Raw genomic sequence first — 21,118 nt, 5'->3', positions numbered from 1 at the left:
GTCAGTTCTCGTTGTCGCGGCTCAGCCGGACGTACACGGCGGAGAAGCCGGCGAGCAGGACGAGCAGGCACAGGCCCAGGGCCGCGGCGCCGCCGTACTGGTTGAAACTGAAGGCGTACTGGTAGATGAGGACGACGACGGTGGTCGTCGACCCTTCGGGGCCGGCGCCGCCCGTGAGCATGAACGGTTCGACGAACACCTGCATCGTCGCGATGATCTGCATGAGCAGCATCAGCGAGAGGATGAGCTTGGTCTGCGGGATCGTGACGTGCCAGATCTTGCGCAGCACCCCGGCTCCGTCGAGCTCCGCCGCCTCGTAGAGCTCCCCGGGGACGCCCTGGAGGGCAGCCAGGTAGATCAGGGTCGCGCCGCCCATGTTCATCCAGGTCGAAGCGATGACCACGGAGAGCATCGCGGTATCGGTGGATTGCAGCCAGTCTTGCGCCGGCAGGTGAAGGAATTCCAGAATCCTGTTGAAGACCCCGTATCCGGGGTCGTAGAAGTACTTGAAGAGCAGGATCGAGGCCACCGGCGGCATCATCACCGGGAGGTAGACCAGCAGGCGCAAGTAACCCTGCGCGTGCCGGAATTCATTGAGCACGATCGAGACCACGAACGGGACGGCGAAGCCGAGGACCAGCGCGAGCCCGCTGAAGAGCAGGGTGTTGCGCCAGGCCTGCCAGAACGCCGGGTCGTTGAAGACGTACCGGAAATTGTCCCAGCCGACCCACTGGACGGCTCCGCCCTCGGTCTTCTGGAAGGCCAGGAGGAACTCCCGGACCATCGGGTACCAGGAAAAGAAGGAGAAGCAGAGGACGGCGCCGATCAGAAAGCCGTGGGCCGAGAGGTTCCGCTTGAACGCCCGGAAGAACTCCTCACGAGAGGTACCGGACAGGGTGGGAGCCGACATCGCCGCTCGCTCCTTGGTGGGTCGTCGCCATCGATTTGCGGGGTACGGGGCCTGCGGGCGGGTCCGGGCCGGGGAGGCCGCCCGGACCTCCCCCGGCCGGGGCCGCTACTGGTTGGCCAGCACCTGGTTGACGGCCTTCTCGGCTTCCGCGAGGAGCTGCGCCGAGTCGGCGTCCTTGTTGGTCAGGACCGCCGACATCACCTTGTCGAGGACCTTGTAGACCTCCTGGGCCTTCGCCGGCTCGGCCTTGCCGGCCACCGGGTTGTCCAGGAAGGACTTGAAGTTGGCGACCGGCATGGTGGCGTTGGCGGCCTTCAGCTCGTCGTCCTTGGCCTTGCTGGCGCCGGTGAAGAAGGCGGGCTGCGGAAGCCCGACCGGCAGGCCGTCGGCCTTGGAACGGTCGTACTGGAACTGCCCCTTGCCGACCGCGAGCGTCTTGAAGTTCAGCCAGGCGATGGCGGCCTTGACCTTGTCCGGCGAGCTGCCCTTCTTGATCATGTAGCCGTTGCCGCCGGCCAGCGTCGCGGCGCCGCCGGGGATGGGGCCCATGCCGAAGTTCTCGTACTTGCCGGACAGCTGCTGGACCATGTAGGTGATGTCGTCGGGCGCGGCGAGGAACATGCCGAGCTTGTCCGAGGCCATCTGCTTCTGCAGGTCACCCCACTTGAGCAGCTGGGTCTTGCCCATGCTGTCGTCCTCCCAGCGCATGGCGTGGAGGTTGTCCACGATCTGTTTGCCGGTCGGGTTGTTGAAGGCCGCCTTGCCGTCGGCTCCGACGACGTCGCCGCCCATGCCGTACATGGCGGCCGTGAAGTGCCAGCCGCCGGTGTTCTCGACGCTGTACTCGCCGTAGCCGGCAGTGCCGTTGCCGAGCGCCGCGATCTTCTTGGCGGCCGCGCGGACCTCGTCCCAGGTGCGCGGGGGCTGGTCGGGGTTGAGGCCCGCCTGCTGGAAGAGCTTGCGGTTGATCAGCAGGCCCATCGTGTAGTTGCTGGTGGGCAGGCCGTAGAGCTTGCCGTCCTGCTTGAGGGTGTTGACGACGTTCTTGTCGATGTCGCCGAAGCCCGGGACCGACTGGGCCGTGACGTAGGCCGAGATGTCCTCGGCGCCGTCGTTGTCCAGCACCTGCTTGAGATCGGTGAAGTAGGCGTAGAAGACGTCGGGCTGCGACTTGGCCTTCAGCATCGCCGTGAACCGCGGCGGCTCCAGGCACTGGCCGGGGGTGGAACGGCCGTCGATCGTGACGTTCGGGTAGGTCTTGTTGAACTCCGTCACGTCCTCCTTCCACTGCTTGAGCTCGGCGGCCTTCGCCGCGGGCGGCATGCAGTCGATGGAGATGGTGACCTTGGTCTTCGGGTCGAGCGGTGCGGAGGCGTCCGTGGAACCGCCGGACGGCTGGTTCTTGGTGTCGTCCCCGCTGCTGCTCGTGCCGCAGGCCGCGAGGGCGGTGACGGCGAGCGCCGAGACGAGGGCGGTCGCGGTGGTGCGACGGATGTTGGTTCTCATCGGTGGTCCCCTTCGAGCATCGAGCAGGAGGCGTGGGGCGTGTGTGGAGGCGAGCGCGGCACACTCAACCACCACCGACAGATGAACGCAATATCTCGCGCAGATTTCGCAAGAGATTGGCAGCGGGACGCCGGACGACTCCGGCGGAGAACGCAAAACAGGGCCCCGAAACGTCAGCGGGACGTTTCGGGGCCCTGTGGCCAGGGGTCGAACTCGGTGGAGCCGGGCGGGGCGTTACGCCGGACGGGGGCGCGGCACCTGTGCGGTGGAGCCCCGCACCACGAGCTCGGGCTCGAACAGCAGCTCGCCGGGCTGTACGGCGGCCCCCTGGATCTGGGCGGTGAGCAGTTCCACGGCCGCCCGCCCCATGGCCTCGATGGGCTGCCGGACGGTGGTCAGCGGGGGTTCGGTGCAGTTCATGAAGGCCGAGTCGTCGTATCCGACGACGGAGACCTCGCGGGGCACGTCCAGACCGCGCCGGCGGGCCGCCCTTATGGCCCCCAGGGCCAGGGGGTCGCTCGCGCAGATGATGCCGGTCACCCCGCGGTCCAGCAGCCTCGACGTGGCCGCGTGGCCGCCCTCCAGGGAGAACAGCGCCCGCTCCACGTGCGCGGCGGGCAGCTCGGTGCCGGCGGCCGCGGCGACCGCCTGTGCGGCGACCAGCTTGCGCAGGGAGGGGATGTGGTCGGGCGGGCCCAGCACCAGGCCGATGCGCTCGTGGCCGAGAGAGGCCAGGTGGCGCCAGGCCTGTTCGACCGCGACGGCGTCGTCGCAGGAGACGCACGGGAAGCCGAGGTCCTCTATCGAGGCGTTGATGAGCACCACCGGGACCTTGCGGTCGTGGAGCAGCCGGTAGTGCTCGTGCGGGGCGTCGGCCTGCGCGAAGAGCCCGCCGGCGAAGACGACGCCGGACACCTGCTGCTGGAGGAGGAGCTCGACGTAGTCGGCCTCGGAGACCCCGCCGGTGGTCTGCGTGCAGAGCACCGGGGTCAGCCCCTGCTGGGCCAGCGCGCCACCGATCACCTCGGCGAAGGCCGGGAAGATCGGGTTCTGGAGTTCCGGCAGGACCAGGCCGACCAGCCGGGCGCGTTCGCCGCGCAGCTGGGTGGGGCGCTCGTAGCCGAGGACGTCCAGGGCGGTGAGCACGGACTGGCGGGTTGCGTCCGAGACGCCCGGCTTGCCGTTGAGCACCCGGCTGACCGTTGCCTCGCTGACCCCCACTTTCTTCGCCACTTGAGCAAGTCGTCGCGTCATGAGCGCAAGAGTAGCGCAAACAATGCAAGTTCCTTGCAGTTCGATTACGGCCAGTTTGGCCCATCGGAAACCGGCGCGGAACCCCCCGCGCCCCACTGGCCCCGGCGATCCGCCGGGCGGCGAGCGGCGGGGCACCCGGAAGGGGTGCCCCGCCGCCCTCGTTCCCCCGTGCCGGCCGCCCGCTAGGGCAGCTGGTTGATCTTGAACGTCGAGGTCGTGTTCCGCACGTCCACGGCGTTGTCGCTCATCCTCAGGTTGTGGATGGTGACCTCACCCACCGCCGGCCCCTGTCCCGCCTCGGGCATCTCGTTCGCCCAGAGACCGAACCCGGACTTGGCGTCGAAGGCGTCACCGCTCTTCTTCGCCCCCGTGATGGTGATGTCCTTCAGAATGGTGTCCTTGATGGGATTGACCGGCTGGCCGCCGACGTACTGCGTCTGGAACATGATTCCGCTGTAGGTCGGATCGACGATGTCCACATTGTTGATGCGGATTCCCTGGAAGACCTTGGACGCCGAGAAGATCCAGATTCCGGGGAAGGTCTGCGCCCCCCAGAAATGACCTCCGGCCCGGACGATCGAGATGTTCTCGAAGAGCGTCGGGTCGGTCCCGAAGCCGTTCATCGGATACCCGAAGTCCAGCGAGCTGATGGTGATGCCCGAGTAGACGAGGACGTCGGCGATGTAGATGTTGCGGAAGGTGTTGTCGAAGCCTCCGTAGACGGCGACACCGGCCGCGCGCCAGGTGAGGATCGCGCTCAGGTTCTCGTAGACGTTGTTCTTCATGTCCGCGCCGCCCGCGTCGATGGCGGAGAACAGCGCGAAGCTGTCGTCACCCGTGGAACGTGCCTCGATGTTGGTCACGAGGTTGTCCGTGCTGCCGTTGGTCATGTTGATGCCGTCGGCGAAGGTGTCGCGGATCCGCGAGTTCTTGATCGTGATCTGGTCGGTGTTGGCGCCCCAGTAGAGGCACACCTGGTGTTCGTTCCAGATGTTGTCGATGGTCATGTCGGTCACGTTGGAGAAGTCGAAGACCTTGCCCGGACCGTCGATGCGCGAGGTGTAGTTGCCGAAGTAGGCGAAGCCCGTGAAGGACGAGCCCTTCGCGGTGCCCTCCGCGCGCCAGCCGTTGTCGGTGTTGTCCTGCGAGGACGGGGCGTGGAAGCGGGTGAACCACGGTCCGGCTCCGACGACCTGCACGGCCTTGCCGTACACCTGGAACTTGCTGGCCGTGGCGTAGTCGCCCGGCGGCAGGTAGACGCCCACGAGCTTGCCCGTGGTGTCCATGCGGACCTTGTCCAGGGCGTTCTGCACGTCCTGGTGGGTGAAGCCGGCGGGCACCGTGTAGGTCGCCGGGTCGGGGTTGGGGATCACCGTGGCCTGTTCCAGGCTCACGAAGTCGATCGCGTAGGTGGTGGTGTTCGCCGCGTCCTTCTGGAGGCGGATCCTGCTGCCCTGCGGGACGGTCTCGCCGAGGAGGATGTTGGCCTCGTCGTAGATGTGCCGCGGGGCTCCGGCGCTCGGCGCGTTGCCCGGGCCGGCCTCTGCCCCGTAGAGCCAGGCGTACTTCGAGGTCAGCGGCAGGGCCTTCTTGAGGACGCCGTTGACGTAGACGTTGATGGTGGAGTCGATGCCGCCGCCGCCCGGGGCGTCCGGGATGGAGAAGCGGGTGACCAGGGTGTTGGTGGCGGCCCGGGTGGTGAACTCGACGTACTCGCCCGTCGCGTCCAGGTTCACGGCCTTGCGGCCCGAGGCCTCGCCGGCGATGTCGCCGACGGTCCGGTTGGGGCCGACGACGTTGGCGCCGCCGCCGACCACACCGTCCTCCGCCTCGTAGGTGTCGTAGGGCATGTTCGCCCCGCGGCCGACGAAGAAGGGCTTGGCCGAGGTGTTGTTGGCGCGCTTGACCGGCAGTTCGTTGGCGTCGTCGGCGAGGACCACCTTGACGGTGTACTTGCCGTTGGCCGCGGTCCAGTTGCCGAGGGCGATCGGGGCCGAGGAGGCACCGGCCGCGAGGGCGCCGCTGAAGGATCCCGTCAGGGTACGGACGGTGGCGCCGCCCGCGTCCTGCAGGGTGAGGGTGACGTTGTGGGTGCCCGCGGCGGCGGCCACGGTGCCCTGGTTCCTGACCGTGACGGAGAAGCCCACGGACTGGCCGGCGGACGGAGCGCTCGGCGACCACCCGACGGACGAGGCCACCAGGTCCGAGCTGTCGACCGGGCGGACCACCAGCGGGGAGCCGGTGAGGCTGTTGTTGGTGTCGTTCTGCTCGACGATCGTGTTCGCCTCGTCGACGATCGCGCTCAGCGGGTAGCTGCCCGCGTCCCGCGGCCCGATGCCGGCCGTGACGGTGGCGGTGGCACCGGGGGCCAGCGCGGGCACGTTGGCGGAGGCGATCTTCGAGCCGCCGAGCTGGAAGGAGACGGAGGTCGCCGCCGCCGGGGCCGGGCCGCTGTTCTTGACGGTGGCGGACAGCGTGACGGAGTCCGACTCGACCGGGGCGGCCGGGCTGGCGCTCACCGCGGTGACCTGGAGGTCCGGGTTGGGCGCCGCGACGCCGATGACCTGGAACTCGGCGATCTGGCCGTTGGAGGAACCGGTGTTGGAGGTGAAGCGCAGCTGCACGTCCGCGACCCGGGCGTTCACCGGGATGGTGACGGTGTTGGAGCCTGAGGCCGGGTTGAAGACGTAGTCCTTGGCGGCCACCAGGTTGGTGACGCCCGAGGCGCTCTGCTCCCGGCCGAGGACCTGGATGTTCTGGGTACGGGTGCCCCAGCTGCTGTCCGGGTTGAGCTTGAGGACCAGGCGGTCGACGTCGGCGTTGGACCCGAGCTTGACGGTCAGCGTGCTCGGGTAGGCGCCGCCCGCGCCCTCCCAGTAGGTGGAGGTGCTGTTGTCGTTGGCGTTCTCCGCGACGAAGGTGTGGATCACGGAGGAGCCCGCGATGGGCTTGCCGACGGCCAGGTTGGAGCCGCCCCCGCCGCCGCTGCCGTTGCGGGTCACGGAGTTGCTGTCACCGGAGCGGTTGCCCGCCGCGTCCTTGGCCCGGACGAAGTAGCTCACGGTGGCGGTGGCCGGCTGGGTGTCCGTGTAGGTGGTGACGGTGCCCGCGACCGTGGTGAGCAGCACGTTGTTGGCGAAGACCTCGTAGCCGGTGACGCCGACGTTGTCGGTGGAGGCCTGCCAGGCCAGCTTGATCTGGCCGGAGGCCGGCTCGGTGAAGGCCAGGGCCCCCGGGGCGGTCGGGGCCTGGGTGTCGCCGGTGTCGCCGGCGCGGGTGACGCTGTTGCTGTTCGCCGACTGGTTGCCGGCCGCGTCCTTGGCCCGGACGTAGTAGGTCACGCTCGCGGAGGCGGGCTGGGTGTCGGTGTAGGTGGTGACGTTGCCGGCGACGCTGGTGCGCAGCTGGTTGTTGGCGTAGACCTCGTACCCGGTGACACCGGTGTTGTCGGTGGCCGCGTTCCAGGTGAGCTTGATCTGGCCGGTCGCGGGCTCGGTGTAGGCGAGCGCGGTCGGGGCGGTCGGGGCCTGGGTGTCTCCGGTCGTCGGGCCGTAGATCTCCAGCTCGGAGAGCTGCCCGCCGGGCTGCACCGAGTTGGCCGATATCCACACCCGCACGTAGCGGGTGGTGGTGGCGTCGAAGGTCACGGTCACCGCGTTGGCGGCCGCGGCGTTGAACTCGTACGTCTTGGACGCCGTCAGGTCGGTGTGGTCCGTCCCGTTGGCGCTGCCCTGGATCTTGAGGGTCTGGGTGCGGGCGCCCCAGTTCTCGGGCAGCTTGAGGACCACGCGGTCCACGCGGACGGAGGAGCCCAGGTCGGCCTGGAGCCACTGGGGCATGGCGTTGTTGACGCTCTCCCAGTAGGTGGCGGTGTTGCCGTCGCCGGCGTTGCCCGGCACGTAGACCTGGGTGTTGCTGCTCGCGGTGAACGTCTTGCCGAGGGCCAGGTTGGTCCCGGAGTCACCGGGGGCGCGGACCTCCAGCTCGGAGAGCTGGGCGGCCTGCCAGCCGGTGTTGGCGGTGATGTCGATCCGCACGTACCGGGCCTGGGTGGCGGGGAAGCCGATGGTGACCACGTTTCCGGCGCCCTGGCCGAAGGTGTACGTCGCCGAGCTCACCAGCGTGCTGAAGCTGGTTCCGTCGGCGCTGCCCTGGACGGACAGGGTCTGGTTGCGGCTCTCCCAGGAGGCGGGGAGCTTGAGCACCACCTGGTCGACGCGGGTGGCGGCTCCGAGGTCGGTCTGCACCCATTGCGGGAAGGTGCTGCCGGCGCTCTCCCAGTACGAGGACTGGTTCCCGTCGGTGACGTTGCCGGCCGCGTAGGCGCCGTTGGTACTGCTCGCCGTGGCGGGCCTGCCCGCCGAGACGCTCGGTCCGCCGGCGGCCACGGCGGTCAGAGCGGGCCAGCCCAGCATCAGCAGGGCGGTGCTGATCAAGGCGGCCAGGGTCCGCCATCTCCAGTTGTGCCTTCTCATATGTCCTCGTCCCTCGACATGAGCTTTCTGAACCATGGGAGATAGGAATTTGCGGTGTGCGGTGCGAGAGTTGCAGAGCTTTGCCGAGTCGTCTACATCCCTGACCGCACTTTTATGCCGTCATCACTTGCGCAAGCTGGGCGCAAATAACGCAAGCCATTTGCGTGAGGGGGAGAAATTCCACTTACGCCCGAACCGGCCTACGGTTCGTACTCATGCGGTCCCTGCGGTTCCTCCCCACGAGCGCTCGGCGCCTCGGGCTGCCCAGACGGGCCGCCTCCCAGATCCTGCTGACCCAGCTGGCCATCGCCGCCGGGGTCCTCGCCCTGGCCACCGGCCTCTTCCTGGCCCCGCTGAGCGCACAGCTCGACGACCAGGCCATGCGGCGCGCCCTGGCCATCGCACAGAGCGCCGCCGCCGACCCCTCCCTGTCGCGAGGCCTCCTCGGCTCGGCTCCCTCGCCGGACAGCCCGGTACAGGCCTCGGCGGAGCGGATCCGCTCGGCCACGGGCGCCGAGTACGTGGTGGTCCTGGACCTCGACGGCATCCGCCGCTCGCACCCGGACCCCGGCCGCATCGGGCGGCACGTCTCCACCGACCCCGGCGACGCCCTGGCCGGCCGTGAGGTCATGGAGATCGACGAGGGCACCCTGGGCCGCTCCGCGCGCGGCAAGGTCCCCCTGCTCGCCGCCGACGGCGAGATCGTCGGCGCCGTCTCGGTCGGCATCGCCTACGACAGCGTCCAGGGCCGCCTGCTGGGCGCCATCCCGGGCCTGCTCGCGTACGCGGGTGGCGCCCTGGCCGCGGGCGCCCTCGCCGCCTACCTGCTCTCGCGCAGGATCCAGCGGCAGACCCGCGACCTGGCCTTCTCCGATATCGCGGGCCTGCTCGCCGAGCGCGAGGCGATGCTGCACTCCATCCGCGAAGGCGTGATCGCCCTCGACCGGGCCGGCCGGGTCCGACTGGTCAACGACGAGGCGGCCCGGCTGCTGGGCCTCGCGCCCGAGACCGCCGGCGCCGTCGCGGGGCGCGCCCTGGACGAGGTGCTGGGCGCGGGCCGCACCACCGACGTCCTCACCGGCCGGGTCACCGGCCGCGACCTCCTCACGGTCCAGGGCAGCCGGGTCCTGGTCGCCAACCGGATGCCCACCGAGGACGGCGGAGCGGTGGCCACCCTGCGCGACCGCACCGAGCTGGAGCACCTGGGCCGCGAGCTCGACTCCACCAAGGGCCTGATCGACGCCCTGCGCGCCCAGGACCACGAGCACGCCAACCGGCTCCACACCCTTCTGGGCCTGCTGGAACTGGGCCTGCACGAGGAGGCCGTGGAGTTCGTCACGGAAGTGGTCGGCGTGCACCGCAGCACCGCCGAGCAGGTCACCGAAAAGGTGCACGACCCGCTGCTCGCCGCCCTGCTGATGGGCAAGACCACGGTCGCCGCGGAGCGTGGGGTCCCCTTGCGGCTGGCCGATTCCGCCCTCCTGCCCGACCGCCTCGTCGACCCCGGAGGTCTGGTCACCATCCTCGGCAACCTCGTCGACAACGCGCTGGACGCCGCGGTCGGCTCGCCCGCGCCCCTGGTGGAGGTCGACATCCGCGCGGACGGACGCACAGCGGTCCTGCTGGTCCGCGACAGCGGCCCGGGCGTGCCTGTGGCGCGCCGCGAGGAGATCTTCACCGAGGGCTGGTCGACCAAACAGACCCCGGCCGGCGCCCACCGGGGACGCGGGCTCGGTCTCGCCCTGGTGCGGCGCCTGGCCGAGCGGCAGGGCGGCACGGCCCGGGCCGGCGAGGCAGCGGACGGAGGGGCGGAATTCTCCGTCGTACTCCCGGAGGCCCTGCGATGAACGACTGCGGCGATTTCGACGTACTGGTCGTCGACGACGACATGCGTGTTGCCCGGATCAACGCGGCCTACGTGGCCAAGGTTCCCGGCTTCCGCGTGTCGGCCCGGGCCCATTGCGCGGCGGAGGCACTGGCCCTCCTCGACTCACGCCCGGTGGACCTGATCCTCCTCGACCACTACCTCCCCGACGAGAACGGCCTCGACCTGGTCCGGCGCCTGCGCGAGCGCGGCCACCACACCGACGTGATCATGGTGACGGCCGCCCGCGACCTGGCCACCGTCCAGGCCGCGATGCGCCTCGGCGCCCTCCAGTACCTGGTCAAGCCCTTCACCTTCGCCGGTCTGCGCACCCGTCTGGAGGCCTACGGGGCCCTGCGCCGCACCCTGGACACGGGCGGCGAGGCCGAACAGGCGGAGGTGGACCGCATCTTCGGTACCCTCGCCGCGGCCGGCGCCGACGCCGCGAGCGACCTCCCGAAGGGACACTCCCCCACCACCGCCGACCTGGTCCGCGGGATCCTGCGCGCGGCCGAAGGCCCGCTCTCCACCCAGCAGATCGCCGACCGCGCGGGCATCAGCCGCCAGACCGCCCAGCGCTACCTCAAACTCCTCGACCGCACCGGCCGCGTCACCCTCGCCCTGCGCTACGGCGAAACGGGCCGCCCGGAACACCGGTACGCCTGGCGCCCGCCCACCACGGGCTGACGCCGGCCGGCCGGTCCCGCTCCCCCGCCACGTCGGCCCTACACCGCCCCGGCCCCGGTCAGCGCGCGGACCTCGGTCTCCGCGTGCCGCCGCTCGTCCGGTTCCTCCGCCGAGGTCACGGTGCCCAGCCAGCCCGCCAGGAAGCCCAGCGGGATGGATACGATGCCCGGGTTCTGGAGCGGGAAGAGCTGGAAGTCCACACCCGGGAACAGGGATTCGGGGCTGCCGGAGACCACCGGGGACAGGGCCACCAGCAGCACGGCCGGGAGCAGGCCCCCGTACACCGACCAGACGGCGCCCCGCGTGGTGAACCCGCGCCAGAACAGCGAGTACAGGAGCACCGGCAGGTTCGCCGAGGCCGCCACCGCGAAGGCCAGACCCACCAGGAAGGCCACGTTCAGGTCCTGGGCGAGCAGCCCCAGCGCGATCGCCACCGCCCCGATCCCGACCGCCGCCACCCTGGCCACCGCCACCTCGCTGCGCTGCCGGGCGTGGCGGCGCTTGAGCGAGGCGTACAGGTCGTGCGCGACGGAGGCCGACGAGGCGAGGGTGATCCCCGCGACCACCGCGAGGATGGTCGCGAAGGCGATGGCCGCCACGAAGGCGAACAGCACCGCGCCGCCGGTCGAGTCGGCCCCGCCGCCCAGGAAGGCCGCGAGCAGCGGGACCGCCGTGTTCCCCGAGGCGTTGGAGGCCCGGACCTCCTCCGGCCCGAGCAGCGCCGCCGCACCGAAGCCCAGCACGATGGTCATCAGGTAGAAGCCGCCGATGAGCCCGATCGCCCACACCACCGACCTGCGGGCCGCCCGCGCCGTGGGCACGGTGTAGAAGCGCGACAGGATGTGCGGCAGCCCGGCCGTGCCCAGGACCAGGGCGAGCCCGAGGCTCATGAAGTCGAAGCGGGCCGTCCAGTCCCCGCCGTACTTGAGCCCGGGGCCCAGGAACCGGTCGCCGTGCCCGCTGCGCTCGGCCGCACTGCTGAGCAGTTGGTCGAAGTTCCCGTGGAAGCGCAGCAGCACGAGCACCGTCAGGGTGATCGCTCCGCCCATCAGGAGCACGGCCTTGACGATCTGGATCCAGGTGGTGGCCCGCATCCCGCCGAAGGACACGTAGATCACCATGAGCGCGCCTACCCCGATGACGGTCAGCGTCCGCGCGGTCCGGCCCGAATCGGCGAGCAGCAGGCCCACGAGGCTGCCGGCGCCGACCATCTGCGCGACGAGGTACAGCACGGAGACGACCACCGACGAGGTCCCGGCGGCGATCCGCACCGGCCGCTCGCTCATCCGCGCGGCGACCACGTCGGCGAGGGTGAACCGGCCGCAGTTGCGGACGAGTTCGGCGACGAGGAACAGGACGACCAGCCAGGCGACGAGGAAGCCCACCGAGTACAGCAGGCCGTCGTAGCCGAAGAGGGCGATGAGGCCGGAGATGCCGAGGAAGGAGGCGGCGGACATGTAGTCGCCCGCGATGGCGAAACCGTTCTCCATCGGCGAGAACAGCCGCCCGCCCGCGTAGAACTCCTCCGCCGAACCGTGCCGGTTGCGGCTCACCCAGGTGGTGATGCCCAGCGTGACGGCGATGAAGACGCTGAACAGGAGCAGCGCCAGTGTCTGGTGCTCGGTGGTCACCGGCCCGCCCCCCGCGTGCGGGTGCGCTCCCCGGCATCCGCCCGGCGGACCTGCTCCTGCTCGAAGACCGTCCAGCGCAGGTCCAACGCCGCGCGGTCGCGCCGCAGCCGGGCGTGCCGGGCGTAGGCCCAGGTCAGCAGGAAGGTGCTGAGGAACTGGCCGAGACCGGCGAGCAGGGCCACGTTGACGGACCCGAACACCGGCCGGGCCATCATCCCGGGCGCCGTCGTGGCGGCGATCACGTAGGCCACGTACCAGAGGAAGAAGCCGATGGTCGCGGGGACGACGAACCTCCGGTAGCGGCCGCGCACTTCCTGGAAGGCGGCGCTGCGCTGCACTTCGAGGTAGATGTCGGACGCTGCGCGGGCCGGCGCACCGCCGGGGCCGGAGTTCGGGGGTGACGTTTCCGCTCCACCGCCCGGCGCTGCGACGGACCCCTCGCCCGCGCCGGCGCCCTCGCCCCAACCGACGGCCAGCGCGTCGTACCAGGGGTCGTCCAGCCGGATCGTTCCGGCATCACGACCTTCGTGCTTGTCCACCGAACTCTCCTTGTCCGCCGCCGCAGTGGCCGCGTGCCCACAAGGATGTGCGGGAGGGACGGTTCCCGGACTGGTGTCCCGGTGCTCTTCACTCCATCAGGTGATGGAGTGAAGAGCACCGGTGTGCCAGGGCCAAGGAAGTGCCACCGGGGGTTCCCCGGTGGCACTCGTCAGCGGCCGGGGGCCGCTCAGGCGTCGATCCGCGAGCGGTCCAGGGTGGCGGCGGAGCTGGTGATGAACTCCTTGCGCGGAGCCACCTCGTTGCCCATGAGCAGGTCGAAGACCGACTCGGCCGAGTCCAGGTCGCCGATGTTGATCCGGCGCAGGGTGCGGAAACGGGGATCCATGGTGGTCTCCGCCAGCTGATCGGCATCCATCTCGCCGAGGCCCTTGTAGCGCTGGATCGAGTCCTTGTACCGGATGTTCTTGCGCTGGTACTCCAGCAGGGTCTGGCGCAGCTCGTTGTCCGAGTACGTGTAGACGTACTTGTCCTGGCCCTTCTTCGGCTGGACGAGCTCGATCCGGTGCAGCGGCGGCACGGCCGCGAAGACCCGGCCCGCCTCGACCATCGGGCGCATGTAGCGCTGGAAGAGCGTGAGCAGCAGGCAGCGGATGTGCGCGCCGTCCACATCGGCGTCCACGAGCAGGACGATCTTCCCGTACCGGGCGGCGTCGATGTCGAAGGTCCGGCCCGAGCCGGCTCCTATGACCTGAATGATCGCCCCGCACTCGGCGTTCTTGAGCATGTCCGAGACCGAGGACTTCTGGACGTTGAGGATCTTGCCCCGGATGGGCAGCAGTGCCTGGAACTCGGAGTTCCGGGCGAGCTTGGCCGTACCGAGCGCCGAGTCCCCCTCGACGATGAAGAGCTCGCTGCGCTCCACGTCGTCGCTGCGGCAGTCGGCCAGCTTGGCGGGCAGCGAGGAGGACTCCAGCGCGGTCTTGCGACGCTGCGCCTCCTTGTGCTGGCGGGCCGCGATGCGGGTCCGGGCGGCCGCGACGATCTTCTCCATCACGGAGCGGGCCTGCTGCTTGTCGTCCCGCTTGGTGGAGGTCAGGAAGGCCTTGAGCTCCTTGGCGACGACGGCGGCGACGATCCGGGTGGCCGCCGAGGTGCCGAGCACCTCCTTGGTCTGGCCCTCGAACTGCGGCTCCGCGAGGCGGACGGTGACGACCGCCGTCATGCCCTCCATCGCATCGTCCTTGACCACGTCGTCCTCGGCGACGCGCAGCAGCTTCGCGGAGCGCAGCACCTCGTTCACGGTCTTGGTGACCGAGCGCTCGAAGCCGGAGATGTGGGTGCCGCCCTTGGGGGTGGCGATGATGTTCACGAACGACTTCACGTTCGTCTCGTAGCCCGTGCCCCAGCGCAGGGCGATGTCCACGCCGAGCTCGCGGGTGACCTCGGTGGGGGTCATGTGACCGCGCTCGTCGAGGACCGGGACGGTCTCCTTGAAGGTCCCGGTGCCGGTCAGGCGCAGGACGTCGCAGGCCGCCTTGTCCTGGGCGAGGTACTCGCAGAACTCGCTGATGCCCCCGTCGAAGCGGAAGGTCTCCTCGGTCTTGCCGGCCCCTTCCAGGCCCCGCTCGTCGCGGACCACGATGGTCAGGCCGGGCACGAGGAAGGCCGTCTGGCGGGCGCGCTGGTAGAGCGTGTCCAGCGTGAGCTTGGCGTCCTTGAGGAAGATCTGCCGGTCCGCCCAGTAGCGGATCCGGGTGCCCGTCTTGCCCTTGGCGATCCGCTTGCCCTTGCGCAGGCCGTTGGCGGGGTCGAAGGGGCTGTCGGGGCCCTGCTCGGTGAACATGCCGGGGACGCCGCGGCGGAAGCTGATGGCCTGCGTCGCGCTGCCCCGGTCGACCTCCACGTCCAGACGCGCCGAGAGCGCGTTGACGACGGAGGCACCGACGCCGTGCAGGCCGCCGGAGGCCGCGTACGACCCGCCGCCGAACTTGCCGCCGGCGTGCAGCTTGGTCATGACGACCTCGACACCGGAGAGGCCGGTCTTGGGCTCGATGTCCACGGGGATGCCGCGGCCGTTGTCGCGGACCTCCACGGAGGAGTCCTCGTGGAGGATCACCTCGATGTGGTCGCAGTACCCGCCCAGGGCCTCATCGACGGAATTGTCGATGATCTCCCAGAGGCAGTGCATGAGGCCCCGGCTGTCGGTGGAGCCGATATACATGCCGGGGCGCTTGCGGACGGCCTCGAGGCCTTCGAGGACGAGCAGGTGCCGCGCGGTGTAGTTGGAGCCGTCCCGGTCTGCTCCGGTCAGCAGTGCGCTGGAAGGCACGGACGTGTCGGCGGTCACGCAGTTCGCTCCTCGCTGAATTTCTTTTCTGGCCCGGTCGGGCGCAGTGGTGGCTCGGTTGCCGCTGGAAGGGTACCGAGGCCTGGTAGAGCCGATGCAACGCCACCCCAGCCCCTTCACCAGCCTAGTGCAGATCCGTACGCCTGTTCGATCCCCCGTGGGGGTGAAGCAAACATCACGTTCCCTTCCAGGCATGAACCATTTAGTGTTCGGGCACGTCCTCATGAACAACCGGCACTCAGCCGGAGAGGGCAGAACTGCGACAAGCGAACGACCTGACAACGCGAAACCGTAAAGCAACGCAATACGGCTCCTTCGCCGCCAACCGGCAACGGCCGGCCAGCTTCGGAAGGAAGTTTCGAGGAAAAGCCGCGAGCGGGAACGTTTTCGGCCTGGTTGGATGTTGACCCTGGTACGACAGCTCGTCGAGCTAGAGAAGAGGCGACGTGACTACTGTTCTGACACCCGCGACCCCGCTGACGGCCGCTGACCGATGCGACCGTTGCGGCGCCCAGGCATATCTGCGCGTCGTCCTGCTGAGCGGCGGTGAACTGCTCTTCTGCGCCCACCACGGGCGCAAGTTCGAGCCGGAACTCAAGAAGATCGCCGCGGAAATACAGGATGAGACCGAGCGGCTTACGTCCGCTCCGGCGGCCAGTGCCGCCGACCCCGAGGACCGCTGACACAAGGCCTACACCTCGCATCCGACGAGCCAGGACCGGCGAAGCCGGTCGACGGGCGGTACCTCTGCGACCCAGAGGCACCGCCCGTCCTCATGTCCGGAACCAGGTTCCGGACGAGGTTCGGCGTGTCGCAAGGGGGGTCAGCGCTTCGACGCGGGCCGCTCCCCTGCCGCGAGGCCCCTCCCGGGCCCCTGGGCGGGGCGTACGCCCCTCCCCAGGACTTCCCGGGCACCAGGACGACCCAGGTCCCCCCGGGCCGCCTCGGGGCCACTGGCGGAATCGGCGGCGGATCCGGCGATGAAGCCGATCAGCGGCGCGATCCGCGTGTACACCCCCGGGCTGTCGGCGCGCCCGCAGCCGCGCCCCCAGGACACCAGCCCGATGAGCCGGCCTCCGGCCACCAGTGGGCCGCCGCTGTCCCCCTGGCAGGCGTCCTTGCCGCCCTCACGGTCCCCCGCGCACACCATGGAGTCGGCCCGGTACTGACCGTCGGCATCTCCCGGGTAGGCCCGCCCGCACACCTCGTCCGCCATGACCGTGACCCCGGCGGCCCGCAGCCCGTAGGCGTAGTCGCCGAAGCCGCTCGTGTCGCCCCAGCCGTATACGGCGGCCTCGGTTCCGGCCTCGTACGCCGGGTGCCCGAGCCCGGCCATCGGCAGCACGCTGTGCGCTGCCACGGCTTCGACCAGCTCCAGGACCGCCAGGTCTCCGGCATTGCTGCCCGGGTCGTAGGCCGGGTTCACCCGCGCGGTACGCACCGCGATCTCCCGGCCCTCGCTCGCGCGCAGCTCCGTACGCCCGGTGATCACCCGGAAATCGCGGACGGAGTCGACCGGACCTCCCAGTACCTGACGCCCCAGGCAGTGGGCCGCGGTCACCACCTTGGTGGGGGCGACCAGGACGCCCCCGCAGAACTGGCCGCCGCGCGTACCCCCGAACCGGTCACGGCTGGCGAGGGCCACGACCCACGGGGCTTCGGCCACCTTCACCGGCTTCCCGCCGATCACCACGCTGTCCGCGGCCGCTCGCGGCGCCTGGGAGAGCGGCGCCGCCGCCGCTCCCGCCGCCAGGGTCAGCGCTCCCGCCAGGACACGGGCAAAGGGACGACGCATGAGGCCTCCTGACTCCGAGTGTGCATGACTCCACTCAGAGTGGGACGCCCGGTGGCCCCGCGCACCCGCGCGGCCACCGGCGACGACCTGCGGCGAACCCCTCGCCGCGCCCGGTCCGGGCGGGTCCGGCCCGGTCCGTGCTAGTCGAGGTAGTCGCGCAGCACCTGGGACCGGGACGGGTGGCGGAGCTTCGACATGGTCTTCGACTCGATCTGGCGGATGCGCTCACGGGTGACCCCGTAGACCTTGCCGATCTCGTCGAGCGTCTTGGGCTGGCCGTCGGTGAGGCCGAAGCGCATCGAGACCACGCCCGCCTCGCGCTCGCTCAGCGTGTCGAGCACCGAGTGCAGCTGCTCCTGCAGGAGCGTGAAGCTCACGGCGTCGGCCGGTACGACCGCTTCGGAGTCCTCGATGAGGTCTCCGAACTCGCTGTCGCCGTCCTCGCCGAGCGGGGTGTGCAGGGAGATCGGCTCGCGGCCGTACTTCTGGACCTCGATGACCTTCTCGGGGGTCATGTCGAGTTCCTTGGCCAGCTCCTCCGGGGTGGGCTCGCGGCCCAGGTCCTGGAGCATCTGGCGCTGGACCCGGGCCAGCTTGTTGATGACCTCGACCATGTGCACCGGGATGCGGATGGTGCGGGCCTGGTCGGCCATGGCCCGGGTGATCGCCTGCCGGATCCACCAGGTCGCGTACGTGGAGAACTTGTAGCCCTTGGTGTAGTCGAACTTCTCCACGGCGCGGATCAGACCCAGGTTGCCCTCCTGGATCAGGTCCAGGAAGAGCATGCCGCGGCCGGTGTAGCGCTTGGCGAGGGAGACCACGAGGCGGAGGTTGGCCTCCAGCAGGTGGTTCTTGGCCCGGCGGCCGTCCTCGGCGATGATCTCCAGCTCGCGCTTGAGCTTGGGCGCCAGCTTGTCGGAGTTGGCGAGCTTGTCCTCGCCGAAGAGTCCGGCCTCGATGCGCTTGGCGAGCTCGACCTCCTGCTCGGCGTTGAGGAGGGGGACCTTGCCGATCTGCTTCAGGTAGTCCTTGACCGGGTCGGCGGTGGCGCCGGCCACGGCCACCTGCTGGGCCGGGGCGTCGTCCTCGTCGTCCGAGATGACGAAGCCCTTGCTCTCGGCGCCTTCCTCCTCGTCCTCGGACTCGGCCTTGGCGGCCCCGGGACCCTTTTCCGTGGTCTCTTCGTCGCCCGCTTCGTCGGCGTCCTTCTTGGCTGCGGTCTTCTTCGCCGCCGTCTTCCTCGCCGCGGTCTTCTTGGCGGGCGCGGCCTTCTTCGCCGCCGTCTTCTTCGCCGCGGTCTTCTTGGCGGCGGGCTCGGTCGCGGTCCCCTCCGCGAGGGCGGCGGTGTCCGTGTCCAGGGGGTCCGGCGCCGCCGCCCCGGCCGCCGCGTCCGGTGCGGCCACGGCGGGTGCGGCCGCCGTCTTGGCCACCGCCTTCTTGGCGACGGGCTCGGTGGCCGTCCGCTTGACGGGGCTCTTCGCTGCGACGCTCTTGCGGGTGGCGCGCTTGGGCGACTCCGCGGCACTGACCATCAGCGTCACACCCTCTTCCTCGAGGATCTGGTTGAGGCTGCGCAGAACATTCTTCCACTGGGTCGCAGGAATCTGGTCAGCCTCGAAGGCCCGACGTACGTCATCGCCGGCGATCTGCCCCTCGGCCTTGCCCCGCTCGATGAGCGCCATCACAGACTCGGAATCGGCGATCTCCGGCGGGAGCGTACGGGATGTGCTGGCCGACACGAACAACCTCTCGGAACGATGGAAACGGCTTCCGACCCCGGCCTGGTGGTGCTGGACCGGAGCCGACGACCACCGACTGGGGATGGGCCGGGGGCGCGGGCAGGGGCCGGGGAGCTGCACAGCACCCGCAAGGGCTGCTGTCTTCCCTCCGTCGGCCATCACCTCTTAGGTCATCGCGTGACCTCGCAGAGCGTTACGCCCAATCTTCGTGGCCCGAGTCACACCCCGTTTGATGCCATGCCGGTCATACCGTTATTTGTTCACGTCCGGTGTGTCCGAACACGCCCCGTTTCGCGGGCCGGACGACCCCCTGGAAGCGGAGTCCCGGCGGCCGCGGACCGGAGCCGGGAGGCTACCGGGGCGCTCAGGACCCGGACGGGGAGCCGGACTCCGCTGCCGCCGGACCCTCCCCGGACCCGGGTCCGGGGGTGCCGCCCGGGACCGGCGGCCCATCGACACGGCCGTGCCCGCGCCCGTGCGCTGCGGCCCGTCAGTGCTCGCGCGGGGCGGGAACCACGCGCTCGACCTCCGGATGCACCGTCAGGAGCTGGCGCATGGCGTTCTCCGCGCCGATCGCGTCGCCGGCGGCGAGGGCCTCGACCATGCGCGCGTGGTGCGCGACGCAGGTCTCGCTGGGGCGGTCACAGGAGGTGACGGGACTGCCGGAGACCTGCAGGGCGGCGGAGACGATGCCCGAGAGGTGCTCCAGCATGCGGTTGGCCGCGACCTGGATGAGCAGGGCGTGGAACTCGTTGTCCGCACGCGCGAAGGTGATCGAATCACCCTGGCCGAGGGCGTGTCCCATGATCTCGACCATGTCGGCGAGGCGCTGCTGGATCTCCGGGCGGCCGTGGCCGGCGGCGAGGCGGGCGGCGAGCGGCTCGATGGTCCAGCGGAGCTCGCCCAGCTCACGGCGCTGGTCGTCGCGCTGCGGGCCGAAGGCGCGCCACTCGATGATGTCGGGGTCGAGCAGGTTCCAGTCGGCGACGGGGCGGACCCGGGTGCCGACGTTGGGGCGGGCGCTGACGAGGCCCTTGGCCTCGAGGACGCGCAGCGATTCGCGGACGACGGTACGGGAGACCTCGAAACGCTGCCCGATCTCCTCGGGGACCAGCGGGCGGTCCGCGCCGAGGTCGCCGGAGACGATCATCTGGCCGAGCTGCTGGACGAGTTGGCCGTGCAGCCCGCGGCCGCGGCTGCCCGCGGCGCGGCGGCCGACCCGGCTCAACTCGACGTCGGATCCGTCCCAGTGGGGCACGCCCACCCGGTCGGCCCCCGAGGCCTCCGGGTAGGGGTAGCGGTCGAGTTCGCCCGAGCCGGCGAGGCCGGAATCGGCATGGCGGGCGGCGGTCATCATGGTGTGCGCAAGGGTACTCACGAATCTTTTGTCGGCCGTGTCTCCGCGACCCTTGAGGTCTTTGGTGAAAAGCACACGAAAGGGTGATCGGTGCCACCTACGCAATTGACGACTTATCGTAAAGAACCGGGCCTTTTGCGGGGAGTTGCGGTCCGCCAGGCTTGATGTGGACCACAACGGTCCCGTTGGGTCCGGACCGGCGCCGGAACGATCACCAACGATCCCTCACAAACGGACGCGGCCGCGCAGTCCTGTGAACCCATAGGCGCACAACAGGACCATCAGCGACAACACCAGGGCGGTGCCGACCGGTTGCGCCATCACCCGGATCGCCCCGAGGACCACCCGGTCCGCCTCCGGCGGCCACTGCGCCCAGGCCAGGCCGCGCAGCCGCTCCGCGAGTCCGGTGAGCGGGTACGCGGACGGGCCGTCCAGGGCCTTGCGCACCAGTGGTACGACCATCACCGGTACGGCGAGCACCGCGGCCAGACCGGCGGAGGAGGACCGGAAGACGCCGGAGGCCAGGACTCCGGACCAGGCGCAGCCGATGAGCAGCCCCGCCCAACTCGCGGCCGGGGAGACCCACTCCGCGGGCGTACGGAGCGGTCCGCTGCCGAACACCAGTGTCAGGGTGGCGGCGTCGGCGGTCACGGCGAGGGCGCCGAGCAGCAGCGCCATGGCGGCGCTGACGCCGAGTTTCGCCGTGAGCAGCCCGAGCCGGCGCGGGACGGTGCCGCGGTCGGCGGCGAGCGCGGGATAGCGGTACTCCTCGCCGAAGGCCAGGGCTCCGAGCAGTCCGGCGCCGAGCGCCGCGGGCGGTAGCGGGAGCAACTCCGGCCAGGCGGCGAGCAACCGGTTCTGCGGGGTGTGGCCGACCCGGGCCAGGACCAGGGCCGTGACGACGGAGACGGCGACGACGAAGGCTGCGGTGAGTACGGGGGTGGCGGTGCCGAAGAGACGGTGCAGCTCGTAGCGCAGGGGCCGCAACGGGCCGCCGAGCCGGCGCACGGGCGAGGCGGGCAGCCCTGTGCGTGCCGGACGGGGCCGGTCCG

General features: G+C 70.3%; 13 protein-coding genes and 1 pseudogene. 3 read left to right on the top strand and 11 right to left on the bottom strand.

Features of this window, described 5'->3' with window-relative positions; genetic code table 11:
- Window position 1: 1 nt before the first annotated feature.
- The 4 genes from ABZY57_RS18705 to ABZY57_RS18690 form a co-directional block, all read right to left on the bottom strand.
- Window positions 2–910, bottom strand: coding sequence for a sugar ABC transporter permease (locus tag ABZY57_RS18705; RefSeq protein WP_356513225.1), 909 nt, complete (start codon window positions 908–910; stop codon window positions 2–4).
- Window positions 911–1,015: 105 nt separating this feature from the next.
- Window positions 1,016–2,416, bottom strand: coding sequence for an extracellular solute-binding protein (locus ABZY57_RS18700; protein WP_356513223.1), 1,401 nt, complete (start codon window positions 2,414–2,416; stop codon window positions 1,016–1,018).
- Window positions 2,417–2,650: 234 nt separating this feature from the next.
- Entirely contained in the window at window positions 2,651–3,670 is a 1,020-nt protein-coding gene (locus tag ABZY57_RS18695; protein ID WP_356513221.1) for a LacI family DNA-binding transcriptional regulator, read from the bottom strand.
- Window positions 3,671–3,852: 182 nt separating this feature from the next.
- Window positions 3,853–8,145 carry a discoidin domain-containing protein gene (locus ABZY57_RS18690; RefSeq protein WP_356513219.1) on the bottom strand — a complete coding sequence of 1,431 codons (4,293 nt, stop codon included), beginning with the start codon at window positions 8,143–8,145 and terminating at the stop codon, window positions 3,853–3,855.
- Between the two features lie 215 nt (window positions 8,146–8,360).
- Here ABZY57_RS18690 and ABZY57_RS18685 point away from each other — a divergent pair, with 215 nt between their 5' ends.
- Window positions 8,361–9,992 (top strand): sensor histidine kinase, encoded by a 1,632-nt coding sequence (locus ABZY57_RS18685; RefSeq protein ID WP_356513217.1) that lies wholly within the window; start codon window positions 8,361–8,363, stop codon window positions 9,990–9,992.
- Window positions 9,989–10,696, top strand: coding sequence for a response regulator (locus ABZY57_RS18680; RefSeq protein WP_356513215.1), 708 nt, complete (start codon window positions 9,989–9,991; stop codon window positions 10,694–10,696). Before ABZY57_RS18685 ends, ABZY57_RS18680 begins: the two co-directional genes overlap by 4 nt.
- A 38-nt stretch (window positions 10,697–10,734) precedes the next feature.
- Here ABZY57_RS18680 and ABZY57_RS18675 read toward each other — a convergent pair whose 3' ends face one another.
- The 3 genes from ABZY57_RS18675 to ABZY57_RS18665 all read right to left on the bottom strand — a co-directional run bounded on the left by ABZY57_RS18675 (window position 10,735) and on the right by ABZY57_RS18665 (window position 15,175).
- Window positions 10,735–12,327 (bottom strand): cation acetate symporter, encoded by a 1,593-nt coding sequence (locus ABZY57_RS18675; RefSeq protein ID WP_356513213.1) that lies wholly within the window; start codon window positions 12,325–12,327, stop codon window positions 10,735–10,737.
- Entirely contained in the window at window positions 12,324–12,866 is a 543-nt protein-coding gene (locus ABZY57_RS18670) for a DUF485 domain-containing protein (protein WP_356513211.1), read from the bottom strand. The genes ABZY57_RS18675 and ABZY57_RS18670 overlap by 4 nt, the downstream gene beginning before the upstream one ends.
- Before the next feature lie 188 nt (window positions 12,867–13,054).
- Window positions 13,055–15,175 (bottom strand): DNA topoisomerase IV subunit B, encoded by a 2,121-nt coding sequence (locus ABZY57_RS18665; RefSeq protein WP_356513209.1) that lies wholly within the window; start codon window positions 15,173–15,175, stop codon window positions 13,055–13,057.
- Window positions 15,176–15,621: 446 nt separating this feature from the next.
- Between ABZY57_RS18665 and ABZY57_RS18660 the strand changes: the two genes are divergently transcribed.
- A complete protein-coding gene (locus tag ABZY57_RS18660) occupies window positions 15,622–15,858 on the top strand; it encodes a hypothetical protein (RefSeq protein ID WP_327255290.1) in 237 nt (78 codons plus the stop codon).
- Between the two features lie 140 nt (window positions 15,859–15,998).
- Here ABZY57_RS18660 and ABZY57_RS18655 read toward each other — a convergent pair whose 3' ends face one another.
- The 4 genes and pseudogenes from ABZY57_RS18655 to ABZY57_RS18640 all read right to left on the bottom strand — a co-directional run.
- Window positions 15,999–16,970: a serine protease gene (locus ABZY57_RS18655; RefSeq protein ID WP_356513207.1), complete on the bottom strand. Its 972-nt coding sequence runs from the start codon at window positions 16,968–16,970 to the stop codon at window positions 15,999–16,001.
- Between the two features lie 140 nt (window positions 16,971–17,110).
- Window positions 17,111–18,715, bottom strand: a complete 1,605-nt coding sequence (locus ABZY57_RS18650) for an RNA polymerase sigma factor (RefSeq protein WP_356513205.1) — start codon at window positions 18,713–18,715, stop codon at window positions 17,111–17,113.
- 484 nt (window positions 18,716–19,199) lie between these two features.
- Window positions 19,200–20,141: a FadR/GntR family transcriptional regulator gene (locus ABZY57_RS18645; protein ID WP_356513203.1), complete on the bottom strand. Its 942-nt coding sequence runs from the start codon at window positions 20,139–20,141 to the stop codon at window positions 19,200–19,202.
- Window positions 20,142–20,291: 150 nt separating this feature from the next.
- Window positions 20,292–21,118 (bottom strand): annotated as a pseudogene (locus ABZY57_RS18640) (ABC transporter ATP-binding protein); the annotation flags it as partial.

It is taken from the genome of Streptomyces sp. NPDC006450, assembly GCF_040612195.1.
GTDB lineage: Bacteria > Actinomycetota > Actinomycetes > Streptomycetales > Streptomycetaceae > Streptomyces.
The sequence above is the reverse complement of the archived record's forward strand: the minus strand, read 5'-3'. Positions and strand labels throughout refer to the sequence as shown.

Bases quoted from the DNA above. Each gene is read 5' to 3' on its own strand.
- ABZY57_RS18690 (WP_356513219.1), bottom strand. From the start codon at position 8,145: ATGAGAAGGCACAACTGGAGATGGCGGACCCTGGCCGCCTTGATCAGC.
- ABZY57_RS18685 (WP_356513217.1), top strand. From the start codon at position 8,361: ATGCGGTCCCTGCGGTTCCTCCCCACGAGCGCTCGGCGCCTCGGGCTG.
- ABZY57_RS18680 (WP_356513215.1), top strand. From the start codon at position 9,989: ATGAACGACTGCGGCGATTTCGACGTACTGGTCGTCGACGACGACATG.
- ABZY57_RS18655 (WP_356513207.1), bottom strand. From the start codon at position 16,970: ATGCGTCGTCCCTTTGCCCGTGTCCTGGCGGGAGCGCTGACCCTGGCG.
- ABZY57_RS18705 (WP_356513225.1), bottom strand. From the start codon at position 910: ATGTCGGCTCCCACCCTGTCCGGTACCTCTCGTGAGGAGTTCTTCCGG.
- ABZY57_RS18700 (WP_356513223.1), bottom strand. From the start codon at position 2,416: ATGAGAACCAACATCCGTCGCACCACCGCGACCGCCCTCGTCTCGGCG.
- ABZY57_RS18695 (WP_356513221.1), bottom strand. From the start codon at position 3,670: ATGACGCGACGACTTGCTCAAGTGGCGAAGAAAGTGGGGGTCAGCGAG.